This is a genomic window from Paenibacillus sp. 32O-W (genome assembly GCF_007679495.1).
GTDB lineage: Bacteria > Bacillota > Bacilli > Paenibacillales > NBRC-103111 > Paenibacillus_L > Paenibacillus_L residui.
Map to the genome: position 1 here is coordinate 21319 of NZ_VEGP01000041.1, position 19014 is coordinate 40332.

The following is a 19014-nucleotide window of genomic DNA, read 5'->3' on the forward strand; positions in this document are numbered from 1 at the left end:
TCACGCTCCTTAGCGGGCAGCATCGGTACGACTCGGTTGCGACGGTTGCCGCTGCGGGGTCAGTATGCGGTGCATTCGCCGGGAAATCGTCTGCTCAGCTTCTTTCATCGTCGCCAGCTCCGCACGAATTGTCTGCGGCTCCATGTCTTTGAACCGTTCAGTCACCCGGTCGAACCGGAAGGTGGTCGTTTCAACGCCAGCCTGTTTGCAAAGGATATAGGCAGCACTGTAGGCATGAAACTGAACTTCCGATCTGCTGTAGCGGCCATCGCAGCGATCCATTTCCGCATGTGCCAGTTCCTGTGCCAGTGCGCGGAAGATATCTCCAGCGGCCAGACCGCGGCGAACGATAATGTTTCGCACATCCGGTTGGTAGAGCGCATGCACGTCCGAAGGCAGCGTTTCACTGATTGATATAGGAACAGGCGCGCGATCCATAAGCGCCTTGATGCGGGTCCGATCATCCGGGTAAACTGGTTGCTCCGGTTTCTTTGCAGTCGTTTGGGCAATATCGAACATCTTCTTCGGGTTGTAGCTGATCGCGGTACTTCCATCTTCCCGCCTGTATTCCTCGCCCGGTTCCAGAATATAAAAACCGGTTTCCTTACGGCGGATTGATACGCCTTGTTCCTTCCAACTCTCGAAATCCGCTATGCGTGTCGCTTCCGGACGTTGCGCCAAAATCAATAGCGCATTGGAAACACTGTACCGGTCAAAACGGCTTTGCACATCCAGATAACGCTGAAACTGTTCACTGTTTTGTACAATAGCCATCGACGTCGTATCGATCGTGTCATAAGTCCACTGACGTTGTTCCTGTTTTTGTTTTACCCATGCTTCCTTGTCAAACGGCTGCTCTCGCTGATTGGAAGAGGCAGAGAATAATGCATCCAGATCGTTCATTTGGATTTCCCTCGCTTTCGATTACGGGTAGTGGGTGTTGGCGATTTGACGCCCGATTTTGCCTTGCCGCGATCCCTGCGTTTAGGCAAAGACGGCTCACGCTCCATTTCCCGCCGTCTTTTTTCGGCTGCGCGATTTTCTTCCCGGATTTCACTTAACAGCTCTCGTATCGACACTTTTTCCTGCGCCGGCTGGCGGTCAGTCGTATCCTTTGCGTTGTCGGCGCTGCGCTCTGAGGTAGGCACGGACGGAATAGCCCGTTCCTTCGTTCTCTCCTCCTGCATCGGGGGAGAGATCTGCGGCGTCTGATGTTGCACCTGTTCGTTGACTGTCGGCTCGGCTGCCGGAATAGCCGGTTCCGAGGGTGCGACTACCGGTTGCTCGCTTGCTAGTTGAACTTCCTCCGGCGGTTCGGTCTTTCCCAGCAATTCGTCCAAAAAATCTTCCCTGGCTTCCTCCGTGAAAAGGCGGCGACATCGCCTCGCTTTCATGCGTTTCGCCGATCTGCTTCGGCGTCTGTGCCGCTTGGTTCTCTTCCAGCTGCTTTTCGCTGCGAGCATTCGCAATCTCTTGCTTGATGCTGGCCGTGTCTACCGTCGCCAGCTTGAAGCGCTCGACGATCCGGTTGATCTTGGAAGCGTCCTCGGCTCGCACCATTACGTCACAAAGCCCGTCCACGTTCTTTTTGTCGCGCAGCGCGCAATAAAGTACGCCGTACCTCTTGGCTTCTTTGCAAAAGGTTGGCAAATCTTCATTTTTGACTGCAAATACTTTTAATTCCTTGCCGCTGCGCAGCAAGCTCTCCAAACGGATACGTCCTTTTGTTTTTTTCTGTCCTTGCAAGGCAGCGAATAAATACACCGCTAAATGCTTAGCGCCTTCGCCGGAAATCTTGGCCATCATCTCGATGCCCCGCAGGCTCATGTTGACGACTTGATCGGCTGCTTCGTTTCCGCCGCTCATCGGCATTCATCTCCTTTCGAAAATGAGATTCGGGTTCGCATTCACGCAACAAATGGACTATACCCTCCGACCGGGTAAGGATGCCCGTGCAAAGCTTCACCTCCTTTCGCAATTTCGCAAGCTGGCGAGTCGTCTCAGCAATTTGCAATTTGATAGCGTCACGCTGTTCCGGCTGCTTACAGCGGCGCAGCCGGTTGTACAATGCCTTGCGCGAACTGTAACCTTGTTTCATTTCCTCCCGAAGCCCAGCGAGATAGACTAGAAGTTCATCCTTCGTGGTGATGCTACGGCGACACAACAACCTCGTCTGTTCGGTGATGAGCGTCAAGTGGCGCAATTCCTGACGCAACAAAAAATGCGTCCTTCGCGGGGACGCACGATGACGGGGCAGGATGCCCATCTCATATAAATAGCGCAAATATAACGCCTGCAAGCCAGTGAATTTACGTCCAGACCGCCAGCTGCCGCGCACCCTGATCACTCGCTTTCGGCGCGGCAACGGAAGCGGCGGCTGGCGCTTCGGCTGGCGGTTTTGCAAGATGCGCTCCTTTAACGCTTCCTCCGTATAATCGTCTCCCAAACTGCGCAAACGGACGAATCGCTCCTTACCGGGCGGACGTACCGCCAAATGTTTTCCGTTGGTTTTGATCGCATATCCTTGCTTTTGCAAAGTAGCGAAAAACTGGGTCATCGTCATGGAAGCGGCAATCGCGGTGTCAATGTCCTCACGTATCAGTCCCCGCCAGGTGGGGCGGTTTTCCTGTTCCGCTTTCCATTCTCCGTAATGTTTCGTCTTGCTAGATTCCGGCTGTTCGATAACCGATAGCGCATGTTCCTTACAAAGCCTATCGGACACTTGCCGCATACGGGCATAAGAAGCTTTATTGTCGTAATACCGTTTGCCATCTATGAACGATACGGAATTGAGCACGAAGTGATTGTGCAAGTGATCTTTGTCCAGATGAGTCGCTACCACAACTTCAAAGCGATCTCCCCATAGCTCCTGGGCAAGCTTGACGCCGATGGCATGGGCAATTTCCGGTGTCGCTTCACCCGGCGCGAACGACTGGTACCCGTGAAAGGCGACAATGCCATCCGTTTTTTGATATTGCCGTTTGGTGCGCTGCATTTGCTCATATGCGGTAAACGGATCGCAGTTGACGCCACTTACGTAAAGTTGCTTTTCCGTTTTCGCATCTGCCGTCGCATAGCCAAGCGCCTGCTGCAAGCTGTCTGGTCCGGCGATCCTGTGCCGTTTTGTCGGGATTTCGGGCATAATCCAGTACACGCTTCAAGCGGTCGGTCACATCCCAAATTGCGGTGGTTGCCATTTGTCATACCCCCTTACGGCGGTTGTCCGCTTGCAAGCCCTCCAGGCAATTCGCTTCTTCGCTCCGGTTCGGTCACTGCCTGTTGAATTTGCTGGACGGCACGGCGCAGCTGGTCGGCCTCCTGCTGAAAAGCAGCCCGATCCAGATGTCCGGTCGTGTGCGCCTTCGCAGCCAGTTGGTTGAGATTGTTTCCGATGGCGTGAAGCTCGCGCATCATTGCGAAATAATCCGGTGGCGGCAACGGTTTCGGCACGTACCCATTGAGCAGGCAGCGAATAAACGCTTCTTGAGAAAGTCCCGATTTCTTCACTTGTGCAACAAGGTGCTTACGCTCCATTTCGTTTAATCGGACCATGATTTTGATGTTTCGTTCACGCAATATGAAACCTCCTTTCGAAAATCAGCAGTATAGAACGAATTCGTTCTCAGAAATCATTTCGTCGTTGAGACTCACTTGTTCAGAAACCATTTGTTTCAAGAAGCAGGGGTCTTAGGGGCATCGCCCCTAACAAGCGAATTTGGTGGCCAGCCAAATTCAGTGCTTGCTGCAACGCAAGACATTCGTCTCGCGTCGCCTTCAAGGCACCTGCCGGGAAAATGAGGAACCCCAATAAACAACAAAAAGACGCCGATCCACTCAGCGTCTTCTCCGAACTTTTTTGTTATCTCACCAACCAGCGGTAATCCTGGCGGCAGTCTACAATGAAATCTACAAACACGATTTCATCCTGAATTTGATACAACACCAAATACCATTTTTCCACGAACATCTTGTGGTACTTGTTTGAGGGGATAAATTCCGCTTCCAGAAAAGGATAGCGTTCTGGCATTCGCGCCAAGGAACGTATCGCTTGCAGCAATTCGTTCTTCGTTTTTCGCGCCGCATCCGGACTTTTCTCCGCAAGAAATCGCACATGAGTCGCCAGCATTTGGCGGGCGCGATCGGAAACGATGATCTTATATCGGGGCATCTTTTCCATGCTGCACCTCGTCAATAATGCCCTCCAAGTAAGCGTCCAGTTCATCCGGCGTCACGCCAGCACGGCCCGCCAAACGATCTTCTTGCACAGCGAGCAGCTCTTCGCGCAGCTTTAACATCTTCTCGCGACGAGAGAACGTCTCGATGTCCATTACGACAAGATCGCCTTCACCGTTCTTGGTTAGATAAACCGGTTCCCCGGATGTTTTGCATAGATCGGCGATTTCATTATAGTTTTGCCGGATACTGGCGGAAGGTTTGATAATCATATTGCTCACTCCTTGCATAGCTGTATATTGACTTTATTATACCTATTACATTCTATACATTCAATGAGGTTGCGCTTATCCCCAATCTGTCCACATCTCATCCACATGCTGTGCTCGTAACCGCTCATCGAGATGGCGCCTCGCGTCTTCTTCGTAATTCCATCAATTCATTGTTTACATCCTTTCCAAGTTTAGGCGGCTCATCGGATACGAGAAGGACGGGAGAAAGGAGTCTCTGTATCGTGGCCGCCGCCAATCGCCCCGGCTCGTCATTGTCCAGATGCAGCACCAGTCGATTTACCTGCGGATAGCTCTGCAAGTATTGCGTTAGGGCAGCCGGGGGAGTATAGTCTTCTCCAATTGTTTTGGGTCTGTATATTCCGGCTAACGATAGCTTATGCGCCTGCCGCCAATCCCGGCTTGCAAGATATTCAAGCGTACAGTAGGATAAAAGATCAATGGCGCTCTCAAACAGATGCAGTTCCGTACTGTTTTCCGAAGCCGGAATGGAAAACGAATACCGCTTGTCGCTGCCAGCTGCTTCCCCCATGTAACGGGTGCTTGTCGTCCCGCGTATCGCCGCATAGCGCGGCGACCCTTCTAGGTCAAAACCAACGAATACCGCGTTGTGATAGCGTCGGCTTTCATACAATCTCCCTGTTTCAAGACAATAGTCAATCAGCGCGCGATGGATACCGCGTTGACTGAGATAAGCCGTGACGCGATGCGATGTTCGATTCGGTTCGGGAAGCTCAAACTGCGTCGGGCGATGTTGCGATAGCTGCGAAGAAAATGCAGGCGCGCTGTCTGGATGAACGTCTTCAATTAGCAACACCGCATCAGGAAAAGACATGCCCCGCACTTTGATCAAGTAGTCCAGCGCCGAACGCCCGCCGATTCCACGCGACCACCAGAACCATTTGCCATTGGAGATCTTCAAGCTGTCATGTGTTCGGGTAGTGTAGACGTTGCGAGAACAACGTACCAGTTCCGCAGGCTCATACATTTGCAAATATGGGAGTAAATCGAGTCTTTTGGCTCGATCGACCTGTTCCTTGCTTACGAAGCTCATCGCCGCAGCTCCTTTCCGAAGAAGTAACTAAGACACGACTGCTTTAACAAGTCGTATCCCTTCATCGTCATGTCCACATAACTAATCGAGATCCAAATAGTGTAAGATGGTCTATCGTTCATCGTATCTTACTCTTATTCTTCCTTCTGGGATACAGGTAAGCTCTTCCTTCCTTCAACTCCGTCGCGCCATTCTTTTTCATATAGGCGTCTAAATCGCCTTCATAAACCCTACTGGTCACCCCGTTCGAATGTCGGATGTAATAATACGTATCGCCAAATCCGTTCTTCTCTTTGGATATCAACTCCAATGTTGCCGCAGTCTCTCCCTCCTCGGTCAAGTCGGTTCCGTAACAAGAAGGCAGTGGAATCGGGCAAAAGCACCCGCCACTTGGGATGGCATACATCATGTGCATTCCTCCAAAAATGAGAAAAGGACCCCAAATCTGGAGTCCATTCGCAGTGTAATTGATAACTTTCATAGGCGAGCTATCTTTGACCTGTGAAATGCCGCACGTCGAAGACATCATTTTCTAAACGAAAAAAAGCCCCAGTTTCCCCTTCATATTCGAAGGAATACCAGGGCGTTACTCGCCACTTTGCATATTGAAATGCTGTTATCTTATGCCAAAACAGGTAACATTGCAAGAACATAATGACAGAACTATTAACATGTACGATTCTCGTATTAAACGGTCACGTGCCACATTTGCCAATGCACCCATCGCCACGCTAATCATCTAGCGCTTCCATTATTTCGATCCTGCCGCCGTACCGCAGCTCCGGCCAATCGGATGTCAGCTTAATCGCCTCTTCCAGCGAATCTGCTTCAATCACGGATACGCCGAATAGATCTCCCGCGTAATCTGTGACGGCATGCTGAGTTACGACTTTCCGCCCAAACCCTGCAAAACGAACCTTCTCATATCCCGATTCCTTCATTCGGTCCAGCCACTCCCATAGCTCACGAATATTCTGATCGGATTGATTTTCCGGAACTTCTCCGCCTCGGTATACATACAAGAATTTCATCATAATCTCCTCCTTGTGAGTTTCAACTCCGATACTCTGCCAGCAACTTATCGAGTATCGCTTTCTGACGCAAGTGGTGCCTGCTGTGCATGCCGACCATCTCAAACCATTCGCGCGCGTTGAGCCAGCCAAACCAACCATGACGCGCCTTGCAAGCGGGATTGATCTGATCTACGCGTTCCGCCCAATAATAAAGCTTCTCCAGCACCTGCTCCAGCAGAGCATGGATGCCTTCCTTGCTTTCGGGATTGTGCGTGGCGTTCGCAGGTTCCTCGAGCTTCACTCGCACATCCGGCCACATCCGTTCGGCAAAAGCCGTCAAGCCGTCTTCCGTCTTGCCACGAGACTCCAGTTGCGTTTCTTTGGCGCATGCTTCAATGTAACCGATATATTCGTTTGCCACTTCGACCATATGCACATACAATTGTCCGATCGACCATACATCGTCCGTGCGCTTCCAACGCAACTGGTCAATTGTGTATGACTCCAGATCACGCACGTACTGCTTAATAACCGCCATCGATTCTCCAGACATTTCCATCCCCCTATAGCAACTGCGCAATCTCCCACACATATCCGTCAGGATCGGCAAAACACGCCGTCCGCCGTCCCCAAGGACGTGTCGTCGGCCCATTTAACAGATTCACGCCTCGTGACAAAAGCTCTTCGCAAACCTGGTCTGCATTCGGCACTTGGATCGTAAACAACGTCTGGGCGCCATCTTCGGCGCGGCCTACAACAGTCGGCTCAATCAATTCCCCCGCATTCGAATGGCGGATCAAATTAATGCAAGTATTGCCGTAATCAAACACGACGCAACCTTCATCTTCATATCTCGTCGAAAGCTGGAACGTTTCTTGGTAGAACTGCTTTGACCGCTGTAGGCTCTCCACGAAAAGCGTAATCTCCGTTATGTTGCTACTCCAATGATTTGCCTGCATGCAACCATCCCCTTCATCATCAGTAATATCAATCGCCAACACTGTCAAAAACAGATCTTCCTTCGAGAACCGATTGACGAATACGTTGCACAAGCTGCTCTCGGTCAAGATTCGTCTCAGCCACCCATGACTGACCGTGGCTTGTCGACGGCTCGTGTTTGGCTCCCCATGCTGACAATTCAAGCAAAATCGGAATGAGATCCAACCCCTTATCCGTCACGACATAAAGATCCTTCCGATTATCCGTGTGATGCGGTTTCTTCTCGAGAATTCCTTTGCACGTCAGTTGTTGAAGCCGATTCGCAAGAATGTTTCGGGCAATTCCCTCATCGGAAGTCAGAAATTCTCCATAGGTTCTTTTTCCAGCAAAAATGATATCCCGGATAATCAGCAACGACCAACTATCGCCCAACATTTCGAGTGAATAATTAATCGGGCAATCCGACCGGTACGGATTGTTCTCTGACGCCATTCGCGATCATCCCTTGACATGATTTATCTATTCTGATTATACTCATTTCAGTTTCATAATGCAACTGAAATATGATGATGTGAAAAGGAAGTGAGTTTTCTATGGCCAAAGTTCCCCAGGTTTTCCCCCTCGCCGCAGGGCCTCGCGAATGGTTCGGACTTGCGACGCTTGCTCTGCCCACATTATTGCTATCGATTGACTTAAGCGTTCTTTATCTCGCGATCCCCCAAATTAGTGCGGATTTGAAGCCGTCCGCCAGCCAAACGTTATGGATTCTAGACATCTACGGGTTTATGATCGCCGGATTCCTAGTGACTATGGGTTCTCTCGGGGATCGGGTCGGACGTAAGAAAGTTCTGCTGGCTGGCGCAACAGTATTCGGAATTACCTCTGTCATTGCGGCATATTCCGTGAATCCCGAGATGTTAGTAATCGCTCGCGCCTTCCTGGGTATCGCGGGGGCGACCATCATGCCTAATTCATTGGCTTTAATAAGCAGCATGTTTCGAGACAGCAAGCAACGGTCCGCTGCGATCGCCATATGGATGAGTTGTTTCCTAGTCGGTACTGCTATCGGTCCCGTCATAGGAGGACTGCTGCTGGAGCGGTTTTGGTGGGGCGCTGTTTTCCTGCTCGGTGTACCTGTAATGGCGTTAGTTTTCATCACGTCCCCCTTCTTGCTTCCGGAATATCGAAACCCCGGTGCAGGCAAACTCGACATACTCAGCGTCATGTTATCGCTATTCACCTTGTTGCCGATAATCTACGGATTGAAGAAGGTCACGATGGATCATCACGTTTGGCAATCCGGAATCGCTATTCTGATAGGCCTTACAGTCGGTGTCGCATTCGTTCATCGCCAACGTAAAGCGGCTTCTCCGTTGCTGGACTTGTCATTGTTCAAAAACCGACAATTCAACACTGCACTGACGCTTATGCTGTTCGGCGGATTCTTCCTCAGCGGTATCCTCTTATTCACGACGCAATATTTGCAGATGGTCAAAAACATGACTCCTCTGATTGCCGGCACTTGGATGTTGTTATCCTCCGGAGTCATGATTGTTTCATCATTAACGGCGCCTCTTTGGGTCCATCGAATGAAGACACGCAATGCACTGTGTTTGTATCTTGCCATTGCGTTGATCGGTTGCCTTATTCTGATCAGGGCAGACGCTGACAACTTCGTCCCTATCATCTTCGGTCTGTTCTTCGTTGGCTTTGGGGCTAGCCCGATCGGCGTTATCTGTACCGACCTCGTCATCGGCTCCGCACCGCCGGAGAAGTCCGGCTCAGCCTCTTCCCTTTCTGAGACAAGCGCGGAGTTCGGCATCGCGTTCGGCGTAGCCGTATTGGGTAGTATCGGCACAGCGGTGTACCAAAGCTCATTGAATGGACAGATTCCGCCTACTCCGCTCGACGCCAGCCTTGCCATCCGGGAATCGTGGGCGAACGCCCTGGCGACGATGGATCGTTGGCCCGAGGAAATAGCTGTGCATCTATCGCAATTAGCGGTCCATGCTTTCATACAAGGCTTCCAAGCGGTTGCGATTACCAGCGCCCTTCTCATGGCCGTTCTGATCATCTGTACTTGGATCGGGTTTAAGACTCACGGTAATGGATAAAGCCAGAATTATATGCAAGAGGCGTGACCGGTACGTCTCCCAGTCACGCCTCTTTCTTATTCGTGGAGCAAAGACTAAAGCATGAGAAGAGCAGAAAAATGTTTGAGCGGTATCAAGCCGTTCGTTGCAGGTAGACTATGGGATCTCGATTAAACCGTCTACGTCGTACTAACGGATAGGCGATCGCCCCATTTTGCTTTTCGTTTTGCGTACGCTTCATAGCTCACGGGCCGCAGGCGGGCAATGATATGTTTTTGTCGAAGCGCATCATTGACATGGACGATCATTTCTCCGTTTCGCATGATTTAGCTGTTCCAATTTCGAAGTCCTTTGATCCGGCGGCGGCAAGCTTTTGTTCTGCGGAAATATTGCTCCAGATTGTTGTTCGTCTGCGGAATGTAGTAATGATCGTAGCAGGTGAACAGCCCTTTCCAGAAACCACGTGAGTACGACAAGACGTTGCGAACCATAGCGGCGTCGCGTTATTGAGAGGCGGATATTATGATTGAATCTCCGTATCTTTCAGTCCTATTGCCTCTTCAATGGTGTGTATCTTGCTACAACGCGCCAATTTTACGCTAATAAGCGAAACAATCGGCATGTCCTTGCATATAAAGCGCCATTAGCTCCAATTGATCGGATTCGTCTAACGCCTGTTTGTAGTCTAGCCATGCCTGATGATCTTCGGCACTTGGAAAGACCGCAGTGTATCCTTCCAATACCGATTTGACGAACGGATGCCGCTCTTTCAGACCGTTTCTTTGCCGGAGCAATTGAACATATGCCTCCTCGTTGGCGCGCAGGCGGTTGACTATCCTGTTTTCAATCTCGTCAAATATGGACTCCATTTGTGATAAATTTATCGATTCCATCTGCGTCCCCTCCTTGCTTTCACTATATCAGGAAGGAGGGGAGGGAACGACGGTGCCAAGCCGTTATCTTTCACGGCCCATAGCCCGCCGTTCCGGCATCTCTGATTCTTCGTCCGGCACGCTGTCAACGCCCTCATTTTCCCGTTTGTCCATGTTGAGTAGGGCATTCAGTTCCGCAAGACGCGCCGACTTCGTTTGCAATTCCTGCTCCTTTTCGAAAGGAGCCGCGATTTGTTCCTTCGCCGTTTCCATTTGCTGACGCAAGGTGTCAAGCTGATCGCGGGCATGCTCCAGTTTTGCAGGCAAGTCGGATAAGGCATTGGTGATGCGGGTTATGTTACCGCCCGCATCAGCGCCTAATGCGACCGTATGACCCAGCGCACCACGTAACGTCGCCTTGTATTCCTTGTGGAAACTGTCAAAGGACAACCACAAGGAAAATCCCCGGTAGCTGCCGATTTCCTGTGGATCAGGAGATGTCATTCCTTTGCAAACGTCCAGCAAAGCCGCGCCTGCTGCCGTCCGCTCCGTATAGGTAAAATCCTTGATGACCATGCCGGGGAATTTCGATTCCTCCGCACTCTCCCGCTCAGTCGATTTAGAACTTAAAAACAAAGTTCCATCCTGTTCATAGCCGGCGATCCGTTCCTCCGTAGACTTGATTTGCTGCGGCAGCATTTTGAGCAACCAATCTTCTAGCGCGTAGCGCTGGCTCAAGTGGTTGGCTTTGAGCAGTTTTAATTTGGATACCTGGATATCCAGGTCCATTTTTTCTTTAATGTACGGGTTTCCGGTCGCCAGCGCCTTGACTTCAGCATAAGAAAGGGCTGTCTCGTCAATATCCTCGGCGGAACGAACCGGCGACTTGCTGGTCATGATCTGCGAGATAAAACGCTGCTTATTCTCAAGTGTTTGGTATAAATACGCATCGAACGTGTTCTCTGTCACATAGCGGAAAATATGCACTTCGCTGTTCTGGTTGCCTTGCCGGATAATACGCCCGCTGCGCTGCTCCAAATCGCGCGGACGCCACGGGCAGTCGAGATCGTGCAGTACAACCAACTTCGTTTGCACGTTCGTGCCCGCACCCATTTTCATCGTCGATCCGAGCAGTATCCGAACTTGGCCGCTGCGCACTTTGGCGAACAGTTCCTCTTTCTTCACCTCGGTATTAACATCGTGAATATATGCGATTTCCTCGGCAGGAACACCTTTTTCCATCAGCTTGCGCCTCAGTTCATCGTAGACGTTGAAGGAGCCATCCTGTTTGGGGATGGATAAGTCACAGAACACCAACTGGGTCAAACGCTGCTCCTGATGTTCCGCCCAATACCGGTAAACGTTGTCCGTACAAACGCTCACTTTGCTGCCTTCGTCGTCGGGAAGCATCTGATTCGCCAGCCTTTGATCGAGCGCGAGTTTGCGTCCGTCGTTGGTGATCGTCAGCATATTGTCTTCGTGCGGCTCCACTTCCTTCGCTCGCACCCGTTCGGCGCGGCGGGCAAGATCCGCAACCATATCGCGCTGAAAGTCGCTTGGCGGCACAGCAACATTGTGGAAATGAGCTTTCGGCACGGGAAGCTGAAGCATGTCCGCCGTCTGGATGTCGGCCACTTCCTTGAACATATTCATCAGTTCCGGCAAATTGTAAAAACGGGCAAACCGGGTTTTCGCCCGATAGCCCGTTCCTTCCGGTGCAGTTTGTCAAGGAGGTTATAACTCAAATGAAACGGGCACCGGTCGCCCAATGCCCCATATAGGGGCAGTACCAGCGAAGCTGACACCACCCGCAAAGTAAATCACAACCAAATATCAAGGTGAAAGTTTATACCTGCCAGAGTACACGATTTGTACGTTAACGTTGATCGTTCGTAAGGAATCTTTGTTTAGTACAGTCCCAGATGCAATCCGTTTCCACGCATACGGATTCCTGCGAAAAAGAGATTCCCCTAGATTATAAATATCTATTCTCTTTTCAAACGCGGTTTGAAAGGTCTGCCTAATTTGATGCTCAATTTCTTTTTGAGCCAGTTGCGTGAGTTCTTGCTCCGTAACGTCTGCATGTAGCTCATTTACTCCGGCCTTCACCTTAACGGAAATATCGAAATATGCTTTGTCATATTTAACCCTTGGTTTGACGTCATATTCGGGTTTTTCTGCGACGAGAACTGCAACAAGCTTGTTATCGGAAAACAAGTCAACGGGCAGTCGGATTGTGTGTTTATTCAGCCATGGCAATCCTTTTATTTCTTCGAGGCTCATGCGTGCGTAATATTTGTCCTTATCGTATATTTGTATGCCAGAATATCTAAGCAGCTCATGCGGTTTTTGATTTTCCTTCCATCGATCCTTTCGAATAGATAATTCTGGTATATAGCTTGTCTTCGCCTTTTCGTTTGAATCCATTACAAATTTTTGCAGGCGGATCGGAGCGAGGATAGAACGCTGCCGATAATTCTGTTCGGGGTTATGTAGAATCGATGCTTTGGGCGATAATCTGAAAAATGGAGTCGCAATTAAGACCTCGTCAAGGGGATCGCGCGTACTGAACACCCAAGCTAAGTACCTTATCTCACGATATCGGTCGATCAGTTCCAACACTTCACCGACTTTTCGTTCCTTCAATAACCTTTCGCTAAACAAGATTGCAGAGATTTGTCCCCAGTTTAACCTTTGTTGCGAAGTGCTGTATAAATCATTCGCTGCTTCTGTAAATGAGATACCTTTTCCTCTACCGATCCAGACCTGAGGCTGTTCCGCTTTCTGTTGTCCTTCCAGTTTTGCCACTGTCGAGAAATCGAGCAACTGCGCATAAATGATGTATTGACCATCCGCATAGTCAATTCCAACAGCAGTTACATAATTCATGTTTTGCACTTCGTATCTGCTCCAACATCCGGTGAGAAAGAAGGGAAGCAGAAGAACTGCGGTAAATTTGTATGCGTTCATTTCTGCTTATCCCCTTGGCTTGTAGAATCTTGAGTATTTAGCATGTCTGGCCGAGTTTTCCGCCATTTCCAAGGTAATCGAAACAAGGCATTGGCGAAATCTTTATATGGAGGCGAAACCGGAGCCAGGTAAGGCAAACCGCATGAATGTAAAGAGGCTAAGTGAGTTATTACGATAAACAACGCAAGTAAGAAACCATAGATCCCCAAAATCGATGACATAGCGAACAGAAAAAAGCGCAAAATGCTTATTGTCCCAGATAGTGACAAGCTGGATAAAGTTGAACCGAATACTTGCGTAATTGCACCTATGACGACGATGCCGGGGGACAAAAATCCTGCACGAATGGCTGCATCCCCTAAAATGAGCCCTCCTACTACCGCAACTGTAGACCCAACCGCGGAGGGCAATCGAACACCGGCTTCCCGCAATATTTCCAAAAAGATGAGCGCGAGAAACATTTCCCCTGCCACGCCAAGAGGAATACCTAGCCGGTTGACGCCAAGTGTTGCAAGAAGGTAATAGGGTAGTTGATCTTGATGATACGCAAGAATTGCGACCCAAAAACCGGGTAGCATAAGTGATACGGATAATCCAAGCAAACGAAGCGATTGTCCAAACGTAGCAGACAAAGCAGTAAAGTGGATGTCTTCTGGCGTTTTCAGGAGCAGGAACAAATTGGCCGGAGCGATCAATGCAGCCGGTGTACCATCCACAATCAGCGCTACACGTCCATTCATCATGCAGTTAACGGTAAAGTCTGGTCTTCCCGTATAGCCCATCAAAGGAAACAAAGCTTTGGCCGGTTCCATTAGCTCTTCCAGTTGAGTGGCGCTGAATGCTCCGTCAATGTGAAGGCGATCCAATTTCGCCTTAATATCTTGGACAATTTTCGGATCAACAATGTCTTGCATATAGAGAATTGCAATGGTTGTTTTTGTCCGGACACCTACTGTTTTCGTTTCGTATACCATGCTTGTTGACTTGATTCGTTTCCGAATTAACGCAACATTGACACCGAGTTCCTCAACAAAACCGTCTCTCGGCCCGCGAATAGAGACTTCGATATTGGATTCTTCGGGCTGGCGTGCCGGTTTTTTCGATATGTCGAGGGAGAACAAAGAAGTTAGTGTCGGAATAAACAAAAGCAGTTTTCCCTCAAAAATGTCCGTTTCGGATTTCTGCCCCCACTCCTCGAAGGAAATGCTCTCAAGCTGTAATTGACACGACTCCAGAACTTCCTTGTTCTTTTGAAAACCGTGATTTTCGTAAAACCGAGTCAAGTGAGGAAGCACCACATCCTGAATGAGTTGTTGGTTGTCACATAACCCATCGCAATACAGTAAAACGATCCTTGATTGATCGTCGCCCGTTTTTAATTTGTAAACATGATCCTTTACATCACGACACATCTGGAAACGTTGAAGAAGTGTTTGTTCATTAAGCGGTTGTGTATCAGGCGCCCCTTGTTGTGTCGACGATTTTATGTCCTTTGCCCATTTATTTCTGAAAAGCTTTATCATCTTCAATTGCTCCTTTTACTCCGTGTTGAGATTAAAATTCGCACGAAATATACGAACATGACCCCAATGGTAAAGACACAAAACGAAGGAAAGTAATATCGGCTGAGCAGGTCTTGAAAAAGCATATCGCTGATTGGCAACAATGTAGCAACCAGCATGAATAAAGCGCCCAGAAACATAGGCAACCACTTATACTTTTGCAATTTCCACAATTCGCTTAAGAGTAACAGGGAAAGGGAAACTCGAATGTACATACCGGATAACCACTGGTAAATCGAGAAAAAATCAACATGCTCCACATACTCGCCCAGTCGAACCATTCTCCATTGTTCGAAAGCGGGGTATCGTTGGTGTGCCGCTTCATCAGGGCCGTACATGGTAATCGAGCCCATCAAAGGGCCGATCGTTAGCCCGGATAATATGATGCAAATAAGCATTAAACTTTTGAAACCTGGTTTTTTCGTTAACTTGTGCTGAAACAAAATCAGCAACGACAACTCCAACAATCCCCCAGCTACGTAGGGAATGCCTTTCCAAAGCGGAGATATCCCATTTTCGAGTAGAGGAAAAAGCATGGTGTAGTCTTTAAACTGAAAGTTTGCAGTCATGACAAGGTCACCCAGAATAACAACAAAAGGCAACAATATCCCGCTTAAAATTGCAATGGTGCGAAGCCCTTGAAATGCCGCGAAGAAGCATCCGAAAAGCGTTGTTCCTGCGAGAACAAGCATTGGAGATTGAGGCATATAAGTTGCAATTGTCCATGTTATAGTGTCCTTAAAGGAAATGAGTCCCATAAGCCATACAAGTACACTGTATAGGACAATCAAGGTTGCCGAGAGAACCATTCCGAATTGTTGCTTTAACCAATCCCTAACATGCATTCCGTTCATGTTTTTTAGGATATGGCTCAGAATGCCAATCCAAATTGGCGAAGCGATTAATACAAGAAGTACTACAAGCCAGGCATCTCGCCCTGATGAACCGAGCAGTAACGGTATGATGATGACGTGGTTCAGCAAACCGACAGAAAGTATTATGATCATGTATGACTGTAAAACTGAAATTTTCGGCATCAAACTCACCTTACCCTGTGAAGCACTAAATGGAAGCAGTACCATTACTTTTCCCATCTTCTTCATTTTCATCCCAAATTACTCATTTCAGAATTTCCTTTCGATAAAGTTCCAGCTTTGATTCGGGAATTAGAACTTCGCATCATTTATTCCCATATTTGTCTCATTAAGTATGCTTCGGTATATCGATTTTGACCATTTTAGGTAACTTTTCTCGGAGGGGATCATTTGAAGCGAAATTGGGAGCTTAGATTTACGGAAAAAAATTCAAGACTGTTGCGTATGTCAAGGCCGGATTTAAATTGACCCACTAACGCCAACTTAAAAATGACCCACTCGCTGACCGTCTGCGCTTGGGGGAAGTGGCAGCTTCCCTTTCATCCGGTAGCTGTTGCTCCCATTTAATTACATCTACTTTGCGGATGGTGTCAGCTTCGCTGGTACTACTACCCCAAATACCAGCCGGGAAAAAGTCAGCGGCTGTTCTCGTGGCCCCGTTCCCTCCTTTTCTTCCATTCCTCCAGCAGCTTCAATATGGTCTGTTCCATCTGCTGGGCCGTATAGCCCTTCGGAAAATAGTCCTTGATGCTTTCCTTTTGCAGCTTGATTTGTTCCCGTTGACTCGGTTTTTCCTCGATCATGATTTTGAAAATCGCGTCCATGTCGAGCAGGCCGTTCGCGCTCAGTTTTTTCATGCGCTGGGCTTGGGAAAGGGAAGGGGTGCGTCCCTCGCTACCCATCGTTTCCAGCAAGGCTTCCTGTTCTTTTTCGGACAGATAGGACAGCTCCACGGCAGGACTGAACGCCCCCTTGCCGCTGTCCACCATTTCCAGAAGCGGCGGAATCAATTCAGTCAGCCGGATATAGCGCTGCACCTGCGTCGCACTCGTTCCTACATCAACGGCAACGCGCTCCCGCGACTTCTGTCCGAGTTGGTCAGGAGTTCCGCTATCGGCCAAATCGTTGCGCTGCCCTTGCCGTTTGATGGCATCCAGCTTCATCTTGTAGGCCCATGCTTTTTCGGACGGCAACACATGCTCGCGGTGCAGATTGCTGTCCACCAGGGCGATAATCGCGGCGTTTCGGTCCATTTCACGAAAGAAGGCGGGGACCGCAGCGATTCCCGCTTTTTCACAAGCCGCCTTTCGTCGGTGTCCGGATATGATTTCATAACCTCCTCCATCCCGCGGTCGCACGACAAGCGGCGAGATCACGCCATGCTTCCGAAAGCTTTCCGCGATGGCCTGCAACTCGTCGTTATCCGCAACATGATAGGGGTTGTCGGTCCTGATCGTTACATCCGGTTGGATGTAACGATCGCGTCGCCCTGAAGGCACCTGCCGGGAAAAAGGGGAGGGGTATCGAAACGACAAAAAGACGCTGATCGCTCAGCGTCTTCGTGCGAAACATAATGGTATTTGGCTTCCATCAACGTTCCTTGCCTATTACCCGGCGTACACGATCCATCACCGTTTGATGACCTAAACGTGTCGGATCGTTTCGCGCTTCTTCCTCTGCCTCCAAAAGTGCTTTCTCAATTTCCTCGGCCTGCTCATTTTTTCCCTGTTCGCTCATGCCTTACCTCCTCGGAATTAGAATTTTGAAGCCACCTCTATTTTCGCCCGACACTGCTCTGATTACCATTATACCGAGCGGTGCTATCGAGTTGGCTCCTCGCGCTGTTTACGATAAATCATCAGGTCGTCGTTAACGTCTTTCCTGATTGGCGGTTCATCGGAAATCTCGTAGGTTTGGCTGAGTAATTGCTGAATCATTGCTGCCGCAGAACGGCCCGGTTCGTCGTTGTCCAAGTGAAGCACCATGTGCTCCACTTCAGGATAGCTTTGCAAATAGTTGGTAAGTGCAGCCGGGGCAATGTCCTCATCCTTGTTTTCTTTTGGGCTGTATATGCCGGCCAACGACAGTTGATGCGATTGTCGCCAGACTTTCCCGGAGATTTCCGAAAGGGTACAGTACGATAACAGGTCAATCGCGCTTTCAAACAAGTGCAACTCTGTGCCGTTATCATCGGCCGGTATAGCGAACGAATACCGTTTATCGCTGCCTGGCGCTTCGCCCATATATCGGGTTTTGGTTGTCCCGCGAATCGCCGCATAGCGCGGAGTGCCTTGCAAATCAAACCCAACAAAAATCGCGTTGTGGTACATTCGGCTTTCGTACAGTCGTCCCGTTTTGAGACAAAAATCAATTACGTCGCGGGAAATGCCGCGTTTGGAGGGATAAGCGATGACGCGATTCGAATTCTCATACGGTTCGGGAAGCTCCAGTCGCGCATTTGAACCATCCTGCTGGATGGCAGGAGTAGCTGGATCCATGTGAACGGGTGGATTACCGTCAATTTGCAGCACCGCATCGGGAAACGACATGCCTCTTACTTTAATGAGGTAGTCCAGCGCAGAACGACCGCCGATCCCACTAGACCACCAGAACCATTTACCGTTGGAGATTTTAAGGCTGTCGTGGGAGCGGGTCGAATAGGCGTTGCGCGAGCATCGCACCAGTTCGTATGGCTCGAAACATTGCAAATAGGTGAGCAGGTCCAATTGCTTTGCACGTTCGATTTGTTCCTTGCTTACATAGCTCATTGCCGTAGTTCCTCTCGAAAAAAGTAAATTAGCCACAACGGGATTTAAAAATCGTGTCTCTTAATTGTAAGGCTGATTTTCTTTCATCCTGCTTCATTTGTTCATCGTGCCTTACCCTTCTTTTTGGGATACAGATAAGCTCTTCTTTCCCTCAACTCTGTAGCGCCTTTCTTTTTCATGAATGCGTCTAACTCGCTTTCATAGACTTGACTGGTCACCCCGTTCGAATCACGGATGTAATAATAAGTGTCTCCAAATCCGTTCTTCCCTTTGGATATCAATTCCAATTCCGGCACGGTTTCTCCCTCCTCGGTCGGATCGGTTCCGTAACAAATAGGCGGTAGAATCGGGCAAAAGCATCCGCCGCCGCTTGGGATGGCATACAACATGTGCGTTCCTCCAGAA

The 19014-nt window shown here is 49.4% G+C and carries 24 protein-coding genes; 2 read left to right on the plus strand and 22 right to left on the minus strand.

Annotation, left to right across the window (positions count from 1 at the left end):
- Window positions 1-9: 9 nt before the first annotated feature.
- The 13 genes from FS806_RS16270 to FS806_RS16325 form a co-directional block, all read right to left on the minus strand.
- Entirely contained in the window at window positions 10-903 is an 894-nt protein-coding gene (locus tag FS806_RS16270; RefSeq protein ID WP_144938680.1) for an enolase-like domain-containing protein, read from the minus strand.
- A gap of 198 nt (window positions 904-1101) precedes the next feature.
- Window positions 1102-1866 (minus strand): PcfB family protein, encoded by a 765-nt coding sequence (locus FS806_RS16275; protein WP_144938683.1) that lies wholly within the window; start codon window positions 1864-1866, stop codon window positions 1102-1104.
- The gene (locus FS806_RS16280; RefSeq protein WP_225312776.1) at window positions 1775-3094 is read right to left on the minus strand and encodes a relaxase/mobilization nuclease domain-containing protein; all 1320 of its coding nucleotides are present in this window, start codon (window positions 3092-3094) and stop codon (window positions 1775-1777) included. Before FS806_RS16280 ends, FS806_RS16275 begins: the two co-directional genes overlap by 92 nt.
- Window positions 3000-3197, minus strand: coding sequence for a hypothetical protein (locus FS806_RS26780; protein ID WP_260982130.1), 198 nt, complete (start codon window positions 3195-3197; stop codon window positions 3000-3002). The genes FS806_RS16280 and FS806_RS26780 overlap by 95 nt, the downstream gene beginning before the upstream one ends.
- 13 nt (window positions 3198-3210) lie before the next feature.
- The gene (locus FS806_RS16285; protein ID WP_144938686.1) at window positions 3211-3576 is read right to left on the minus strand and encodes a plasmid mobilization protein; all 366 of its coding nucleotides are present in this window, start codon (window positions 3574-3576) and stop codon (window positions 3211-3213) included.
- Window positions 3577-3859: 283 nt separating this feature from the next.
- Window positions 3860-4177 carry a type II toxin-antitoxin system RelE/ParE family toxin gene (locus FS806_RS16290; protein ID WP_144938689.1) on the minus strand — a complete coding sequence of 106 codons (318 nt, stop codon included), beginning with the start codon at window positions 4175-4177 and terminating at the stop codon, window positions 3860-3862.
- Window positions 4155-4445, minus strand: coding sequence for a type II toxin-antitoxin system Phd/YefM family antitoxin (locus tag FS806_RS16295; protein WP_144938692.1), 291 nt, complete (start codon window positions 4443-4445; stop codon window positions 4155-4157). The genes FS806_RS16290 and FS806_RS16295 overlap by 23 nt, the downstream gene beginning before the upstream one ends.
- 124 nt (window positions 4446-4569) lie before the next feature.
- Complete coding sequence (locus FS806_RS16300) at window positions 4570-5517, minus strand: DUF3991 and TOPRIM domain-containing protein (protein ID WP_144938695.1); 948 nt, start codon at window positions 5515-5517, stop codon at window positions 4570-4572.
- Between the two features lie 118 nt (window positions 5518-5635).
- The gene (locus tag FS806_RS16305; RefSeq protein ID WP_144938698.1) at window positions 5636-5926 is read right to left on the minus strand and encodes a hypothetical protein; all 291 of its coding nucleotides are present in this window, start codon (window positions 5924-5926) and stop codon (window positions 5636-5638) included.
- A 322-nt stretch (window positions 5927-6248) separates the two neighbouring features.
- Window positions 6249-6551: a YciI family protein gene (locus tag FS806_RS16310; protein WP_186328394.1), complete on the minus strand. Its 303-nt coding sequence runs from the start codon at window positions 6549-6551 to the stop codon at window positions 6249-6251.
- 19 nt (window positions 6552-6570) lie between these two features.
- A complete protein-coding gene (locus FS806_RS16315) occupies window positions 6571-7110 on the minus strand; it encodes a DinB family protein (RefSeq protein WP_191964390.1) in 540 nt (179 codons plus the stop codon).
- Window positions 7094-7531 (minus strand): VOC family protein, encoded by a 438-nt coding sequence (locus tag FS806_RS16320; protein WP_313960597.1) that lies wholly within the window; start codon window positions 7529-7531, stop codon window positions 7094-7096. Before FS806_RS16320 ends, FS806_RS16315 begins: the two co-directional genes overlap by 17 nt.
- Entirely contained in the window at window positions 7518-7961 is a 444-nt protein-coding gene (locus FS806_RS16325; protein WP_144938707.1) for a winged helix-turn-helix transcriptional regulator, read from the minus strand. The genes FS806_RS16320 and FS806_RS16325 overlap by 14 nt, the downstream gene beginning before the upstream one ends.
- Before the next feature lie 101 nt (window positions 7962-8062).
- Between FS806_RS16325 and FS806_RS16330 the strand changes: the two genes are divergently transcribed.
- Entirely contained in the window at window positions 8063-9583 is a 1521-nt protein-coding gene (locus FS806_RS16330) for an MFS transporter (RefSeq protein WP_144938710.1), read from the plus strand.
- 275 nt (window positions 9584-9858) lie between these two features.
- Window positions 9859-10029 (plus strand): hypothetical protein, encoded by a 171-nt coding sequence (locus tag FS806_RS16335; RefSeq protein WP_222126695.1) that lies wholly within the window; start codon window positions 9859-9861, stop codon window positions 10027-10029.
- Window positions 10030-10161: 132 nt separating this feature from the next.
- Here the strand turns inward: FS806_RS16335 and FS806_RS16340 are convergent, their stop codons facing one another.
- The 9 genes from FS806_RS16340 to FS806_RS16375 form a co-directional block, all read right to left on the minus strand.
- A complete protein-coding gene (locus tag FS806_RS16340) occupies window positions 10162-10455 on the minus strand; it encodes a hypothetical protein (protein ID WP_144938715.1) in 294 nt (97 codons plus the stop codon).
- Window positions 10456-10518: 63 nt separating this feature from the next.
- Window positions 10519-12099: a helicase C-terminal domain-containing protein gene (locus FS806_RS16345; protein WP_260982125.1), complete on the minus strand. Its 1581-nt coding sequence runs from the start codon at window positions 12097-12099 to the stop codon at window positions 10519-10521.
- A gap of 168 nt (window positions 12100-12267) precedes the next feature.
- Window positions 12268-13404 carry a Ger(x)C family spore germination protein gene (locus tag FS806_RS16350; protein WP_144938721.1) on the minus strand — a complete coding sequence of 379 codons (1137 nt, stop codon included), beginning with the start codon at window positions 13402-13404 and terminating at the stop codon, window positions 12268-12270.
- Window positions 13401-14927, minus strand: coding sequence for a spore germination protein (locus FS806_RS16355; RefSeq protein WP_144938723.1), 1527 nt, complete (start codon window positions 14925-14927; stop codon window positions 13401-13403). Before FS806_RS16355 ends, FS806_RS16350 begins: the two co-directional genes overlap by 4 nt.
- 2 nt (window positions 14928-14929) lie before the next feature.
- Window positions 14930-16075 (minus strand): endospore germination permease, encoded by a 1146-nt coding sequence (locus FS806_RS16360; RefSeq protein WP_144938726.1) that lies wholly within the window; start codon window positions 16073-16075, stop codon window positions 14930-14932.
- Window positions 16076-16476: 401 nt separating this feature from the next.
- Window positions 16477-17376 (minus strand): ParB/RepB/Spo0J family partition protein, encoded by a 900-nt coding sequence (locus tag FS806_RS16365; RefSeq protein WP_260982126.1) that lies wholly within the window; start codon window positions 17374-17376, stop codon window positions 16477-16479.
- A gap of 55 nt (window positions 17377-17431) precedes the next feature.
- Complete coding sequence (locus FS806_RS25800) at window positions 17432-17578, minus strand: hypothetical protein (protein WP_153783375.1); 147 nt, start codon at window positions 17576-17578, stop codon at window positions 17432-17434.
- A gap of 83 nt (window positions 17579-17661) precedes the next feature.
- A complete protein-coding gene (locus FS806_RS16370) occupies window positions 17662-18609 on the minus strand; it encodes a DUF3991 and TOPRIM domain-containing protein (protein WP_144938729.1) in 948 nt (315 codons plus the stop codon).
- Between the two features lie 101 nt (window positions 18610-18710).
- Entirely contained in the window at window positions 18711-18998 is a 288-nt protein-coding gene (locus tag FS806_RS16375; protein ID WP_029198836.1) for a hypothetical protein, read from the minus strand.
- Between the last annotated feature and the right edge of the window lie 16 nt (window positions 18999-19014).

Excerpts from the sequence above, each read along its gene's own strand:
- FS806_RS16335 (WP_222126695.1), top strand. The coding sequence starts at position 9,859 with ATGGACGATCATTTCTCCGTTTCGCATGATTTAGCTGTTCCAATTTCG.
- FS806_RS16325 (WP_144938707.1), bottom strand. The coding sequence starts at position 7,961 with ATGGCGTCAGAGAACAATCCGTACCGGTCGGATTGCCCGATTAATTAT.
- FS806_RS16355 (WP_144938723.1), bottom strand. The coding sequence starts at position 14,927 with ATGATAAAGCTTTTCAGAAATAAATGGGCAAAGGACATAAAATCGTCG.
- FS806_RS16350 (WP_144938721.1), bottom strand. The coding sequence starts at position 13,404 with ATGAACGCATACAAATTTACCGCAGTTCTTCTGCTTCCCTTCTTTCTC.
- FS806_RS25800 (WP_153783375.1), bottom strand. The coding sequence starts at position 17,578 with ATGAGCGAACAGGGAAAAAATGAGCAGGCCGAGGAAATTGAGAAAGCA.
- FS806_RS16340 (WP_144938715.1), bottom strand. The coding sequence starts at position 10,455 with ATGGAATCGATAAATTTATCACAAATGGAGTCCATATTTGACGAGATT.
- FS806_RS26780 (WP_260982130.1), bottom strand. The coding sequence starts at position 3,197 with ATGGCAACCACCGCAATTTGGGATGTGACCGACCGCTTGAAGCGTGTA.
- FS806_RS16360 (WP_144938726.1), bottom strand. The coding sequence starts at position 16,075 with ATGAAAATGAAGAAGATGGGAAAAGTAATGGTACTGCTTCCATTTAGT.
- FS806_RS16295 (WP_144938692.1), bottom strand. The coding sequence starts at position 4,445 with ATGATTATCAAACCTTCCGCCAGTATCCGGCAAAACTATAATGAAATC.
- FS806_RS16310 (WP_186328394.1), bottom strand. The coding sequence starts at position 6,551 with ATGATGAAATTCTTGTATGTATACCGAGGCGGAGAAGTTCCGGAAAAT.
- FS806_RS16270 (WP_144938680.1), bottom strand. The coding sequence starts at position 903 with ATGAACGATCTGGATGCATTATTCTCTGCCTCTTCCAATCAGCGAGAG.
- FS806_RS16275 (WP_144938683.1), bottom strand. The coding sequence starts at position 1,866 with ATGAGCGGCGGAAACGAAGCAGCCGATCAAGTCGTCAACATGAGCCTG.
- FS806_RS16330 (WP_144938710.1), top strand. The coding sequence starts at position 8,063 with ATGGCCAAAGTTCCCCAGGTTTTCCCCCTCGCCGCAGGGCCTCGCGAA.
- FS806_RS16290 (WP_144938689.1), bottom strand. The coding sequence starts at position 4,177 with ATGGAAAAGATGCCCCGATATAAGATCATCGTTTCCGATCGCGCCCGC.
- FS806_RS16370 (WP_144938729.1), bottom strand. The coding sequence starts at position 18,609 with ATGAGCTATGTAAGCAAGGAACAAATCGAACGTGCAAAGCAATTGGAC.
- FS806_RS16375 (WP_029198836.1), bottom strand. The coding sequence starts at position 18,998 with ATGTTGTATGCCATCCCAAGCGGCGGCGGATGCTTTTGCCCGATTCTA.
- FS806_RS16305 (WP_144938698.1), bottom strand. The coding sequence starts at position 5,926 with ATGATGTATGCCATCCCAAGTGGCGGGTGCTTTTGCCCGATTCCACTG.
- FS806_RS16300 (WP_144938695.1), bottom strand. The coding sequence starts at position 5,517 with ATGAGCTTCGTAAGCAAGGAACAGGTCGATCGAGCCAAAAGACTCGAT.